Origin of the sequence: Sphaerotilus natans, from assembly GCF_900156335.1 — a bacterium.
In the GTDB taxonomy this organism is placed as follows: Bacteria; Pseudomonadota; Gammaproteobacteria; order Burkholderiales; family Burkholderiaceae_C; genus Sphaerotilus; species Sphaerotilus natans.
In genome coordinates this window covers 40,966-54,062 of record NZ_FTMZ01000005.1, presented here as the reverse complement: position 1 = coordinate 54,062, position 13,097 = coordinate 40,966, and the positions used below count along the sequence as shown (strand labels likewise).

Sequence of the window (13,097 nt, the reverse complement as noted above, 5' to 3'; positions counted from 1 at the left end):
AAGGCGTCGACCTGACGCCTTCCTGCCCGAGCCTCAGTCGGCCAGCGCGCGCGTGACGATTTCGCGGGTATCGGGCGAGAGTTCGGGCTTGGCGGCCACCTGCTCGATGGCGGCGCGCGCCAGCGTGCGGTAGGGCTCGGCCAGCGCGCGCCAGCGGTCCAGCGCCCGCGCCAGGCGCGAGGCCAGCTGCGGGTTGAAGCCGTCGATCTCGCGCACCTTCTCGGCCCAGAAGGCGTAGGCGCTGCCGTCGGCGCGGTGGAAGGCGCCGGGGTTGAGCGCGGTCATCGTCATCAGCAGGCTGCGCGCGCGGTTGGGGTTGCGCAGCGAGTAGTCCGGATGCTTCGCCAGCGCGCGGATCTGCGCGAAGACCTCGCCGTCATGCTCGGGCGCTGCGGCCTGCAGCGCGAACCACTTGTCGATCACCAGCGCCTCGCCGCGGAACATCGCGTGGAAGCGCTCGAGCGCGTTGGCGGCGAGCGGCGAGCGGCCGTGCACCAGCGCGCTCAGCGCGCCCAGGCGGTCAGTCATGTTGCCGGCGTCCTTGAAGCGCTGCAGCGCGCGGCCCGGCCAGACCGTGTCCCCGTGGGCGACCGCGTCGAGCACCAGGTGGGCCAGCGCCAGATTGGCCAGCGCGCGACGGCCGCAGGACACCGGATCGGGCCGGTAGCCGCCGGTGCTGGCGTGCGCCTCCCACAGCGCGGCCCAGTCCTCGTGCAGTGCGCGGGCGAGCTGCGCGCGCATCGCCTCGCGGGCGGCGTGGATGGCCTGCGGGTCGACCGGCTCGCCGGCCTCGGCCAGGCGTTCGGCCAGATAGCCCTCGCTGGGCAGCGTCAGCACCAGCTCCTTGAAGGCGCAGTCGAGCGCGGCGTCGCGCAGCACTGCGCGCATCGCGTCGAGGTAGGCGGCGTCGAGCATCAGCGGCGTGCCGGCACGCACCGCGCCGAGCAGGCGCGCCACCGCCAGGCGCTGGCCGGCCTCCCAGCGGTTGAAGGCGTCGGTGTCGTGACCGAGCAGCGTGAACAGATCGGCCTCGCTGGCCTCCCATTCGAGGATGACCGGCGCCGAGAAGCCGCGCAGCAGCGAGGCCACCGGCGCGGCGTCCAGCCCGTCGAAGGTCCAGGACTGCTGCGCCGAGTCCAGCACCAGCACACGCTCGGAGCCGGCCACCGGCGTGCCGTCGGCCTGCAGCAGGCCCATCGCCACCGGGATCACGAAGGGCCACTTGTCGGCCTGGCCCGGCGTGGCGGGCGTGTGCTGCGACAGCGTCAGCGTCCAGCTGCGTGTCTCGGCGTCGAAGCGGCCGGCGGCCTTCAGGCGCGGCGTGCCGGCCTGGGCGTACCAGCGCTTGAAGGCCTCGAGCCGGGTGGCCAGCGCGCTGTCGGGGTTGGCGTCGGCGATGGCCTGCGCGAAGTCGTCGCAGGTCACGGCCTGGCCGTCATGGCGCGCGAAGTACAGGTCCATGCCGCGGCGGAAGCCCTCGCGGCCGACCAGCGTGGCCATCATCCGCACCACCTCGGCGCCCTTGTCGTAGACGGTGGCGGTGTAGAAGTTGTCGATCGCCTGGTAGCTGTCCGGGCGCACCGGGTGGGCCATCGGGCCGGCGTCCTCGGGGAACTGCGTCTGGCGCAGGCCGCGCACGTCCTCGATGCGCTTGACCGCGCGCGCCGAGGGGCTGCCGGCCATGTCCTGGCTGAACTCCTGGTCGCGGTAGACGGTCAGGCCTTCCTTCAGGCTGAGCTGGAACCAGTCGCGGCAGGTGATGCGGTTGCCGGTCCAGTTGTGGAAGTACTCGTGGCCGACCACGCTCTCGACGTTGCCGAAGTCGATGTCGGTGGCGGTGGCGGGGCTGGCCAGCACGAACTTCGTGTTGAAGATGTTCAGGCCCTTGTTCTCCATCGCGCCCATGTTGAAGTCGCTGACCGCGACGATCATGAAGCGCTCCAGATCGAGCTTCAGGCCGAAGCGCGCCTCGTCCCAGGCGATCGACGCGATCAGCGAGTTCATCGCGTGCTCGGTCTTGTCGAGGTCGCCGGCGCGCACATAGACCTGCAGCGTGTGGTCGGCGCCGGAGCGGGTGCGGATCTTCTGCTCGCGGCAGACCAGGTCGGCCGCCACCAGCGCGAACAGGTAGCTGGGCTTGGGATGCGGGTCGTGCCAGACGGCGAAGTGGCGGCCCTTGTCGAGCGGGCCCGACTCCACCAGGTTGCCGTTGGACAGCAGCATCGGGAAGCGCTTCGCGTCGGCCTTGAGCGTGACCTTGAACACCGCCATCACGTCCGGGCGGTCCGGGAAATAGGTGATGCGTCGGAAGCCCTGGGCCTCGCACTGGGTGAAGAAGCCGCCGCCCGAGGTGTAGAGGCCGCTGAGCTGGGTGTTCTTCTCCGGCGCGCAGGTGTTGCGGATCTCCAGCTGGAAGGGCTCGGCCGGCAGCTTGTCGAGCACCAGCTGGCCGTCCTCGAAGTGGAAGGACACGCTCTCGCCGTTGACCAGCACGCGGGTGAGCGTGATGTCCTCGCCGTCCAGGCGCAGCGGCTGGCCGGGGCGGTCGGCGTTGGGCTCGACCTGCATGCGGCTGATGACCAGGGTCTTGGCCGGCTCCAGGTCGAAGCTCAGGTCGACCGTGCGGATCCAGTGGCTCGGCGCGACGTAGTCCTCGCGCCGGGTCAGGGTGTCAGTACCTTCACGCATGGCTTGTCTCGGGGTCCAGGCTGTTGGGCAGGCTGTGGGGCAGGGAATAGTCGATGAAGTCCGCGATCGTCGCGACGACGTTCGGGAATCCGGCGAAGGCATCGGCCGGCAGCGTGGTCGTCAGCGCGACCGCGGCCATGCCGCCGCGCTGCGCGGCCTCGACGCCGAGCGGCGCGTCCTCGAAGACGAGGCAGCGCGCCGGCTCGACGCCCAGACGGCGTGCGGCCTCCAGGAAGATGTCGGGGTGCGGCTTGCCGCGCAGGCCGTCGGCCGGGCTGGTGATGGTGTCGACCAGTTCGCCCAGGCCGAAGCGCTCGCAGGCCAGCGCGATGTTGGCCGGCGGCGCGGCGGTGCAGATCGCCAGCTTCAGGCCGCGCTCGCGCGCCTGCGCCAGCACCGCGCGGGCGCCGGCGATCAGTCCCAGCTCGCGCAGCGCGATCTCGCGGTAGATCGCTTCCTTGCGATCGGCCAGGCGCTCCAGCGCCGTCTCGTCGCGTGTCGGGAACAGGTCGCGCAGGATCTCGAGGTTGGTGCGTCCGGCGGTGGCGGCGAAGAAGCCGGCGTCGTCGAAGGGCAGCCCGAGCTCGGCATGCCAGACCGCCCAGGAGCGGTCGTGCAGCGGCATGCTGTCGATCAGGGTGCCGTCCATGTCGAACAGCAGTGCGGCGGGAGTCACGTCAGGGGTCATCGGGTCAGGTCCGGTGAGCGAGGTGAGGGCGCGCGCGAACTGCTGCGCGGTCGACGGACGGCGGCGGGGTCAGAGACCCTGCTTCAGGCTCGCCTCGATGAAGGCGTCGAGGTCGCCGTCGAGCACCTTCTGCGTCGCGGAGATTTCCACGTTGGTGCGCAGGTCCTTGATGCGGCTGTTGTCCAGCACGTAGGAGCGGATCTGGTGGCCCCAGCCGACGTCGGTCTTGGTGTCCTCCAGCTTCTGCTGCTCGGCCAGGCGCTTCTTCATCTCGAAGTCATACAGGCGCGAGCGCAGGCGTTTCCACGCCACGTCGCGGTTGCTGTGCTGGCTGCGGCCGTCCTGACACTGCACGACGATGCCGGTCGGGATGTGCGTCAGGCGCACCGCCGAGTCGGTCTTGTTGATGTGCTGGCCGCCCGCGCCCGAGGCCCGGAAGGTGTCGGTGCGCACGTCGGACGGATTGATCTCGATCTCGATCGAGTCGTCGATCTCCGGGTAGACGAACAGCGACGCAAACGAGGTGTGGCGCCCGCCCGAGGAGTCGAACGGGCTCTTGCGCACCAGGCGGTGCACGCCGGTCTCGGTGCGCAGGTGACCGAAGGCGTAGTCGCCCTCGACCTTGATGGTGGCGCTCTTGATGCCGGCGGTGTCGCCCTCGGTCACGTCCTCGACCGTGGCGGTGAAGCCCTTGCGCTCGCAGTACTTCAGGTACTGGCGCAGCAGCATCGAGGCCCAATCGCACGCTTCGGTGCCGCCGGCGCCGGCCTGGATGTCGACGAAGCAGTTCATCGGATCGGCCGGGTTCGAGAACATGCGGCGGAACTCGAGCCGCTCGATGGTCTCGCGCAGCGCGGCGGTCTCGGCCTCGATGGTGACGAGGGAGTCGATGTCACCCTCCTCCTTCGTCATCTCGTAGAGCTCGGTGTTGTCGGCCAGCTGGGTCGTCAGGTGGTCGATGGTCTCGACGACGGTCTCCAGCGAGCGCTTTTCCTTGCCGAGTTCCTGCGCGCGCTTGGGGTCGTTCCAGACCTCGGGGTTCTCCAGCGCGGCGTTGACCTCGGCCAGCTTCAGGGCTTTCTGGTCGTAGTCAAAGATACCCCCTTAGCGCGGTGGTGCGCTCGCTGAGGTCGGCCAGGGTGGCGCCGATGGCGTTGATTTGTTCGATGTCCATGATCTTCTCGTCCAGTGACAGAGGGCGATTTTGGCATGGCGGGCGCGCCGGGCCGGGCTCATGCGGGGAACACGCATCGGCTGTCCGATCCGTGACCCGACGAGAAATGCAAAAGACCTGTGCTGCTCAGTGAGATTCAGCGCCCCAGATGCCCTGCGATCAGCCGGGCCAGCGCCTCGGGCTGGTCGTGGTGCAGCATGTGGCCGCAGTCCTCGAGCGTGGCGCGCGCGAGCTGCGGCACCGCCGCCAGGCGCGTCTCGAAGTCCTCGCGCGGGTAGCGGTCGCCCCACCATTTGCTCACGTCGGTCTGGCGGCCCTCGACCCACAGCACCGGTGCGGTGATCCGGGACCAGCAGGCCACGGCCTCCTCCTTGCGGTAGAGCACCGGATTGAGCTGCTTGTGCGCGGGGTCGCCGAGGATCTCGAAGCGGCCGGCCTCGTTGCGCCGTGACCAGTGCGGCGCCAGCCAGTCGGCGAAGTCGGCGCGCAGGCGCGGGTTGTTCTTGCGCAGCCGTGCGGCCACCGCGTCCAGGCTGTCGTAGTCGCGCAGCGCGGCGGGCTCGCGCAGCTGGTCGAGCCACTGCGCATAGCGGCCCGGCGCCTGCGCCGGGTGGCTCTGCGGCAGGCCGAAGCCCTCCAGGTTGACCAGGCGGCGGATGCGCTCGGGCCGGATGCCGGCGTACATCATCGCCACGTTGCCGCCCATGCTGTGGCCGACCAGATCGACCGCCGGCGCGTGTGCCAGCCCCAGGCCGGGCGCGCGCAGCAGCGCGTCGAGATCGGCCAGATAGTCCGGGAACCAGAAGGTGTCGGTGCGCTGGCCGCCGGGCGCGCTGTCGCTGTGCCCGAAGCCGCGCCAGTCGGGTGCAACGATGAAGCGGGGCGTGTCCAGCGCATCGACCAGGAACTGGAAGGAGGCGCCGACATCCATCCAGCCGTGCACCAGCACCAGCGGCGGCCGCTCGGGTGTGGCCAGCGCGGGCTCGCCCCAGGTCATCACATGGCAGCGCAGCCCGCGCAGCGGCACGAACAGCGAACGCGCGCGCCGGCGCGGGACGTAGGGCAGGGCGGAGGCGGTGGTGGAGGTGTGCATCCGCGCCACTGTAGAGGCGGGCCGCTCCGGCCGGATGTCCGGCCGGTGACGCTTGCCGTGATCGCAGGATCAGTCCGGCACGCTGACCGTGCCGGCGGCGAAGTCGATCTGGTCGGCGCTGGCCGGGCTGGCGCTGATGGCGGGCAGGTGGGCCGTGGTGATCGCCGGGGCGCTGCCTGCGGTGCCGCCGCGCGGCGTGGTGCGCACCACCTGCGAGGGCGGCAGCGCCTTGCCCGAGCGCAGGTGGTCCCACATCCAGTTCAGCGCCTGCAGGTTGTAGTGGTGCAGCGGCACGAAGCGGGTGTCGTAGCCGGGCAGCAGGCCGATGAAGGCGTCGAAGTGCTGCGCGTGGGTCACCTCGATGTAGCTCAGCCGGCTGGCGCTGCCGTCGACCTGGCGGCTCAGGCCGAAGTAGGGCCGGGAGCTGTGGTTGACCGGCACCAGCGTGTCGGCGCGGCCGTGCAGCATCAGCGTCGGCTTGCCTTGCAGCCGGCCGCTGCGGCGCACCGCGTCGATGCCGGCGGCCAGCGTGGCGTCGCTCAGCTTGTCGCGCAGGCACTTGGCGCCGTCGAAGTCCAGATCCTCGGTGTTGGTCGAGGCGGACCGGGCCAGCAGGTAGTTGATCGCGCCGCCCTGCGCGTTGTCGGCGATCAGCGCGACCGTGCTGGTCGGCGGCACGCCGTTGCCGATGCTGAAGAGGGTGGTCATCGGGCTGGTGGCCGCTGCAGCCGGCAGGCCGGTGGCCGCCGCCACGGTGGCGAAGGAGTAGCCGCAGACCGCCGCGTCGACCCGCGCGCGGCTGTAGGCCTGCGCATAGGTCGCCGCGACGCCGGCGGTGGCATTGGTCGCCCAGTGCGAGGCATGCAGCAGGTCGGACTCGGCCTCCCAGCCGGCGTCACGCAGCTTCTGCCGGGCTTCCTCGGCCTGCTCGGCGGTGGTGGTGGTGCTCAGCAGGCCGGCGCCTTTCAGGCTGGCGCAGCGGTTGGCCGCACGGGTGGCGTTGACGGTGTTGAACGGGCTGGCGGCGTTGGACGCGGCGATCGCGGCGCAGGGCTGGTAGAGGCTGGCGGTGGTGAAGTAGTCGTAGAGCGGCCGGCCGGAGGCGCTGACCGCCATGCCACCGCGGCGCACCGCGATGCCGGCGTTGGCCGGCAGGCTGACCTGCGGCTCGGTGGCGACGATGCCGTCGATCAGGCCACCGCTGTCCTGCTCGGCCGCAGCCAGCACCGCGCCGCCGCCGTTGGAGACGCTGGCGGCGATCACCAGCGTGTTGTCCGGGCGCAGCCGCACCTTGCGCCGGTCCTTGGCGTCGAGCCCGGCATAGGTCTCGTTGAGCAGCCAGAAGGCGGTCTGGATCGAGCGCAGCGTCCACAGGCCCCAGTCCTTTTCCGGGTTGCGCTGCGAATGTGCGTGCTTGAAGGCATAGCGGTTCGGTCGGGTGGTGTTGACGGCCGTGCGCTCCGCGGTGCTCAGCCCGGCATTGAAGTGCGCCGTGCTGCCGGCGGCCGTGGCGCTGGCGGTCGTGCCGTCGAGCCGGATGACGGTGTCGGTGGAGAGCTCGTGCGCGCCGCTGCCGGTGCCCTTGTCGGTGTAGGCGACCGCGCAGCCGCGCTTCAGGCCCCATTCGCCGGTGGTGCCGATCGCGCCGTAGATGCCGCGCGAGCCGCTCGAGGGCGCCGCGACGATGCACGGCGCATCCGGATTGAAGCTCGCTGGCACCTGCACCATCACGCCGACGTTGTCGCGCCCGGAGCCGTCGTCCATCAGCGCGCGATATTCGATGCCGGCGATCCGGCCCTCGCCGAGCGTGTCGTTGCCCGCCAGATCGATGTTCGGGCCGTAGAGCCGGCCGTAGCCGCCGTTGGCCGTCATGTCGGCCAGCGCGCGGTAGTTGGTGTGGATGGCCAGACGGCGCAGTTCGGCGGCGGTCGGGGCGGTCGGTGTCGCGAAGGTCGGCGCAGTGGCCGAGCCCAGGCCGCTCTTGCCCAGGCCGGCGGTCAGCAGGTCGTCGCTGCTGCCGTCGTAGGCGGCGGCGCTGACGCTGCCCAGCCAGCTCGGGCGGGTGTTGAGATCATCGTCGTCGGACAGGCTGCCGCAGCCGCTGCCCAGCGCGGCCAGGGTGGCGGCCGCAGCCAGCGCGATCGGGGTTCGGGTTCGCATCGGGTGTCTCCTCCTCGGGTGTCGACGATGATCGGGCGTCGCGATCCGTCGATCCATCACGCAGATGCATCATTTGTCGCCCCCCGCGAATCCGTCCGATCTGTCGCTGCTTCCGCTGCTGGCGCTGTTCGACTGCGCCGGCGACGAGCCGCTGCCGCGCTTCGAGCGCCAGGCGCTGCACCTGCTGGCCGAGGCGCTGGACTGCGACGGCGCGGTCTGGGGCTGGGGCCGGCGCGAGGGCGGTGCGATGCAGATCCGGCACGCGGTGGTGCACCAGCGCCCGGAAGGCCTGCTGAGCGACTATGCGGCGGTGGCCGCGGCCGATCCGCTGACGGCGGCCTTCATCGCCGCGCCGCGGCCGGTGCGCGGCGGTGCGGTCGGCGGGCCGCTGGGCCTGTACCGGTCCGCCGGCCATGCCGACCTGCGCGACTATCTGGCGCAGTACGACATCGCCCAGCTGATGCTCGGCGGCCTGGAGGAGGGCGACGGCGACGATCTGGTCTGGCTGACGCTCTACCGTGCCGAGGCGCACCGGCCGCTGGGTGCGCGCGAGCAGCTCGCGCTGGCCGAGGCGCTGCCTTTCTGGCGCCAGGCGCACCGGCTGGCGACGCGGCTGGCGCAGGCCGAGACCGGCGGCCAGTCCGTGCCGCCATCCTCCTGCCTGGCGCGGCTCGGCACGCGCGAGGCCGAGGTGGCGCAGCGCTATGCCGCGGGCGAGTCCTACAAGGTCATCGCCCGGGCGATGGGCGTGGCGCCCGACACGGTGCGCAGCCAGCTGCAGCAGGTCTACCGCAAGCTCGGCGTGCACAGCAAGATCGCGCTGGCCCGCGTGCTCGGCCCTCAGACGGCTGGCGGATCCTGGAAGCCGCCGGCGCGGTAGGTCAGCACCAGCGTGTCGCGCCAGCCGCGCTCGCCGTCGGGCTGGATCGGCGTGCTCTCGTGGATGACACGCGGATCGTCGAGCAGCAGCGCGCTCCAGGGATCGTCGAGCGTGAAGCGCACGCCGTGCGGGCCCTCGGCCTCGAAGACGCGGGTCTCGCCGCCGCGCACGCCCTGGCGGTCGACCAGCACGACGGCGACGAAGTTGACGCCGTCGCGGTGCGCACCCTCCGGCGTGGGGCGGCCGACGCCACCGGTGGTGTCGATGCGGAAGGGATGGGCCTCGATGAACCAGCGGCCGTCGAAGGCCGGCTCGGTCGGCGTGTCGTGCGCGGCCGCGGCGAAGACCTCGCCGAGCCGCGCCACCAGCGCCAGGAAGGCCGGCGAGCCCGCCATCGCGTCGTCCAGCGGCGCGAAGTGGCGCAGCATGCCGCCGTGCAGCGCGTTGTAGGTGGTCGGCTGCCAGTGCGGGCGGTGCGGTACCGTCTCGAGCCGGCCGGCGCGGGTGTCCTGCACCAGGCTGCCGTGGCGGCGGCGGCGGTAGCGGCCGCCGTCCTTCAGGTGCTCGTCGGCGGGCAGCTCGCGCCAGCTCGCGCCGAGCGCCTGCAGCGCCTCGCTCGGCGTGCCGGCGATCTCGGCCAGCGCGGCGGCCGACAGCCGCACGAAACCCTGCTCGCGCAGGCAGGAAGCGGCGCGCTGGCTGTCAGCGCGCTGCAGGGCGTCGGGATGGGGAAAGGTGACGGACATGATGGAGCGCGATTGTGGGTCGCGATTGTGGGTCGCGATTGTGCCGTGTCGCCCTGAGCTGTCCTTGATCCGGGTGAAGCTCAGGGCGAAGCCGCGACAGGCTTGTCCTGTGCCTTCGGCGTCTCCGGCTCGCGCTGCCACTGCGCCAGCAGCATCGCCGCCAGCAGCAGGCCGGCGCCGCTCCAGCCGCGCAGCCCGATGCTCTCGCCCAGCACCAGCCAGCCGCCGATGGCGGAGAACACGCCCTCGCTGCTGTAGATGATGGCGGCGTGCGAAGCCTTGGCCTCGCGCTGCGCGATCACCTGCAGCGTGTAGGCCACGCCGATCGACAGGATGCCGCCCCAGGCGATGGCGCCGCCGGCCTGCACGATGCCGTCGAGGCTGATGGGTTCGCGCACCAGCGCCGCGACCGCCGACAGCGCCCCGGCCACCAGGTACTGCAGCACCGACAGCCGCAGCGGGTCATGCCGGCGCGCCAGATGCCCGACCAGCAGCACATGCACCGCCCACATCATCGCGCCGCCGAGCTGCAGCCAGTCGCCCGGGGCGATGCTGGCGTCCGGCTTGACGCTGAGGAAATACAGGCCCGCCGCCGACAGCAGCACCGCACCCCAGACCTGCGCCGACACGCTGGCGCCACCCAGGCGCATCAGCACCGGCACCACCACCACGTACAGCCCGGTGATGAAGCCGGCATTGCTGACCGAGGTGCCCAGCAGCCCGACCTGCTGCAGATTGATCGCGACGAACAGCACCAGCCCGAGCAGCACGCCCGCGCCGATGCAGCCGCGGCTCTCGACCACCGGCATCGCCGCGAACGGCCCGCCGCGCCAGAACCACAGCGGCGCCACCAGCAGCGCGCCCAGCAGCATGCGCGAGGCGGTGTAGGTGAAGGGGCCGACGGTGTCCATGCCCATCTGCTGCGCGACGAAGGTCGAGCCCCAGATGGCGGCGGTCAGGAGCATCAGCAGATCGGTGCGCAGGGTGCGCGAGGCGGAGGCGTGCGGGGCAGACATGAGGCGGGAACAGACAGCCGGGGGAAGATTGCGCAAAATGCTGCGCATCACGAGAGGCCCGAGCCTATGAGCAAAATATTGCGCAGTCAACCCGAAGCCACGGGCGGCGACCCGCCGGTGCTGGCCCATGTCGGGGCCAATCTGCGCCGGCTGCGCACCGCCGCCGGCCTGAGCCAGGCGGCGCTGGCCGCGGCCGCCGACCTGAGCCGGCGCACCCTCGTCGGCCTGGAGGCGGGCGAGGCCAACCTCAGCCTGGCCGGCCTGGACCGGCTGGCGCGCGCGCTGGGCACCGACTTCGTCACGCTGGTGGCCGCGCCAGATGCCACGCGCCAGCAGATCGATGCGCTGGCCTGGCGGGGCGCGCATCCCGACAGCCGCGCGGTGCTGCTGGGCAGCGCGCCGGCGCGGCAGGCGGTCGAGCTCTGGTCCTGGACGCTCGGGCCTGGCGAGGTCTATCAGGCCGAGCCCGATCCGCCCGGCTGGCACGAGATGATCGTCGTCACCGCCGGCCGGCTGCGCCTGCGCCTTGCCGACGAGACGCGGCTGCTCGAGGCCGGCGACCATGCGATCTACGGCAGCGCCCGCGCCTATGCCTACGAGAACGCGGGCGAGGGCCCCGCTCGCTTCATGCGCAGCGTGGTGGGCTGAGGCCCGCCTAAGATGCGAATCCGAATCCTTCCCGCAGGAGTTCCCCCGATGCAATCCGTTTCCCTCGGCCGCAGCGCGCTGCGTGTCTCTCCCATCTGCCTGGGCACGATGACCTTCGGCGAGCAGGTCGACGAGGTCGGCGCCTTCCGCATCCTCGACCGGGCGCTCGATCTGGGCATCGACTTCATCGACACCGCCGAGATGTACGCGGTGCCGCCGCGGCGCGAGACCTTCAACGCCACCGAGATCATTCTCGGGCGCTGGCTGGCGGCGCGGCCGGGCGTGCGCGAGAGGCTGACGATCGCCACCAAGGTGGCCGGCCCGTCGCGCGGCATGGACTGGATCCGCGGCGGCAGCGCCGACCTGACGGCCGACGACATCGTCGCGGCCTGCGAGGGCAGCCTGCGCCGCCTGGGCGTCGAGACGATCGACCTCTACCAGCTGCACTGGCCGACCCGGCCGGTGCCGATGTTCGGCGCGACCTACTTCGACCCGGTGCGCGCCGAGCAGGCGCAGGTCACCTCGATCGAGGCGCAGCTGCGCGCGCTCGACCGGCTGGTGCGCGACGGCAAGGTGCGCGCCATCGGCCTGTCGAACGAGACGCCCTACGGCGTGTGCGAGTTCATCCGCCTGGCCGAGCTGCACGGCCTGGCGCGGGTGGCGACGGTGCAGAACGCCTACGGTCTGGTCAACCGCGTGCCCGACAACGGCCTGGACGAGGCGATGCACCAGCACCAGGTCTCGCTCCTGGCCTACTCGCCGCTGGGCTTCGGGCTGCTGACCGGCAAGTACGACGCGGTCGGCCTGCACGATCCGGCGTGCCAGCCGGGCCGGCTGGCGCTGTTCGACAGCATGAAGAAGCAGCGCTGGGCCCGGCCCGAGGCGCTGGAGGCCGCACGCGCCTACAACACGCTGGCGCGCGAGCACGGCCTGACGCCGACGGCGATGGCGCTGGCCTTCTGCTACCGGCGCTGGTCGGTGGCCAGCACCATCATCGGCGTGACCAGCGTGGCGCAGCTGGAAGAAAACGTCGCGGCCTGGAACGTGGCGCTGGCGCCGGAGCTGCTCGAGCGCATCGACGCGCTGCGTCGCCGCCACGGGGATGCGGCGGCCTGACGCCGGCGAGCGAGCCCTCCCGCCACCGTGTCACCCCCGCACAGGCGGGGGCCCACGGCCGCATCGAGCAGCGCCATCAATGCGTCGATCGTCACCCCCGCGCAGGCGGGGGCCCACGAGCGTCAGCGCGCCGCTGCCAGCGCTTCGGCCACCTGGCCCGGATCGAAGCCCAGCCGCGCCTGGCCGCGCACCAGAACGGTGGGCGTGCCGGCCGCGCCGTGGCGGCGATACTCGGCCAGACAGGCGCTGTCGCGCTCGATGAAGCATTCCTCGAAGGGAATACGCTGCTCGGTCAGGTACTGGCGCGCGCGGGTGCAGAACAGGCAACTGGTCGAGGAGATCAGCTTCAGGTCGCCGGGCTGGACCAGCTGGCGCAGCGTCTCGGCATGGCTGTCGCGGGCCTGCTGCTGGACCAGCCGGCCGACACCCCAGGCGGCCACGCCGATCACCAGCGCGGCGATCAGGCCGCTTTGGCGGGCGCGGATCCAGAGGCTCGGGCGGGGCGGCGCCGTGTCGTTCATCAGGCCACCGCGGCGGTGGCGACGATCTCGATGCGCCAGTCGGGGCGCGCCAGCTTGGCCTGCACGGTCGCACGCGGCGGGGTGTGGCCGGCCGGCACCCAGGCGTCCCAGACCGCGTTCATGCCGTCGAAGTCGGCCAGATCCGCCAGATAGATCTGCACCATCAGCAGCCGGGTCTTGTCGGAGCCGGCGCGCTCGAGCAGCCGGTCGATCATCGCCAGCACCTGCTCGGTCTGGCCGCGGATGTCCTGGGTGGCGTCGTCGGGCACCTGGCCGGCCAGCCAGATCGTGCCGTTGTGGATGGCCATTTCCGACAGGCGCGGGCCGACGTCGAAGCGCTGCAGCGGGGCGGGGGAGCTCGTCATCT

General features: G+C 71.7%; 12 protein-coding genes. 3 read left to right on the top strand and 9 right to left on the bottom strand.

Translation table 11 applies throughout. The features are described 5' to 3' along the window. Positions 1-33: 33 nt before the first annotated feature. From pepN to BW996_RS06355, 5 genes are all read right to left on the bottom strand, one after another. Positions 34-2,688 carry an aminopeptidase N gene (gene pepN / locus BW996_RS06375; protein ID WP_037483817.1) on the bottom strand — a complete coding sequence of 885 codons (2,655 nt, stop codon included), beginning with the start codon at positions 2,686-2,688 and terminating at the stop codon, positions 34-36. After that, a complete protein-coding gene (locus BW996_RS06370; RefSeq protein ID WP_037483815.1) occupies positions 2,681-3,376 on the bottom strand; it encodes an HAD family hydrolase in 696 nt (231 codons plus the stop codon). Before BW996_RS06370 ends, pepN begins: the two co-directional genes overlap by 8 nt. Before the next feature lie 69 nt (positions 3,377-3,445). Continuing rightward, positions 3,446-4,550 (bottom strand): peptide chain release factor 2 gene (gene prfB / locus BW996_RS06365; protein ID WP_139330774.1). Its coding sequence is split into 2 segments (ribosomal slippage): positions 3,446-4,468 and positions 4,470-4,550, totalling 1,104 coding nucleotides; the frame shifts between segments, so codons are not numbered across the junction. Positions 4,551-4,686: 136 nt separating this feature from the next. Continuing rightward, entirely contained in the window at positions 4,687-5,643 is a 957-nt protein-coding gene (locus BW996_RS06360; protein ID WP_051632105.1) for an alpha/beta fold hydrolase, read from the bottom strand. A gap of 69 nt (positions 5,644-5,712) precedes the next feature. After that, entirely contained in the window at positions 5,713-7,803 is a 2,091-nt protein-coding gene (locus BW996_RS06355; RefSeq protein ID WP_037483811.1) for a 3-hydroxybutyrate oligomer hydrolase family protein, read from the bottom strand. A gap of 73 nt (positions 7,804-7,876) precedes the next feature. Between BW996_RS06355 and BW996_RS06350 the strand changes: the two genes are divergently transcribed. Next, positions 7,877-8,683, top strand: coding sequence for a helix-turn-helix transcriptional regulator (locus BW996_RS06350; RefSeq protein ID WP_139330773.1), 807 nt, complete (start codon positions 7,877-7,879; stop codon positions 8,681-8,683). On the opposite strand, the gene BW996_RS06345 is transcribed toward BW996_RS06350, so the two are convergent. Together BW996_RS06345 and BW996_RS06340 are read right to left on the bottom strand one after the other, a co-directional pair. Further along, a complete protein-coding gene (locus BW996_RS06345; RefSeq protein WP_375131897.1) occupies positions 8,644-9,432 on the bottom strand; it encodes a 2OG-Fe dioxygenase family protein in 789 nt (262 codons plus the stop codon). The genes BW996_RS06350 and BW996_RS06345 overlap by 40 nt on opposite strands. 77 nt (positions 9,433-9,509) lie before the next feature. Continuing rightward, a complete protein-coding gene (locus BW996_RS06340) occupies positions 9,510-10,445 on the bottom strand; it encodes a DMT family transporter (RefSeq protein ID WP_037483806.1) in 936 nt (311 codons plus the stop codon). 66 nt (positions 10,446-10,511) lie between these two features. Between BW996_RS06340 and BW996_RS06335 the strand changes: the two genes are divergently transcribed. After that, a complete protein-coding gene (locus BW996_RS06335; RefSeq protein ID WP_037483804.1) occupies positions 10,512-11,093 on the top strand; it encodes a helix-turn-helix domain-containing protein in 582 nt (193 codons plus the stop codon). Positions 11,094-11,141: 48 nt separating this feature from the next. Further along, positions 11,142-12,209: an aldo/keto reductase gene (locus BW996_RS06330; RefSeq protein ID WP_037483802.1), complete on the top strand. Its 1,068-nt coding sequence runs from the start codon at positions 11,142-11,144 to the stop codon at positions 12,207-12,209. Positions 12,210-12,331: 122 nt separating this feature from the next. On the opposite strand, the gene BW996_RS20995 is transcribed toward BW996_RS06330, so the two are convergent. Together BW996_RS20995 and BW996_RS06320 are read right to left on the bottom strand one after the other, a co-directional pair. Further along, positions 12,332-12,730 (bottom strand): glutaredoxin family protein, encoded by a 399-nt coding sequence (locus tag BW996_RS20995; protein WP_051632350.1) that lies wholly within the window; start codon positions 12,728-12,730, stop codon positions 12,332-12,334. Then, complete coding sequence (locus BW996_RS06320; protein WP_037486423.1) at positions 12,730-13,095, bottom strand: RidA family protein; 366 nt, start codon at positions 13,093-13,095, stop codon at positions 12,730-12,732. Before BW996_RS06320 ends, BW996_RS20995 begins: the two co-directional genes overlap by 1 nt. Positions 13,096-13,097 lie beyond the last annotated feature (2 nt).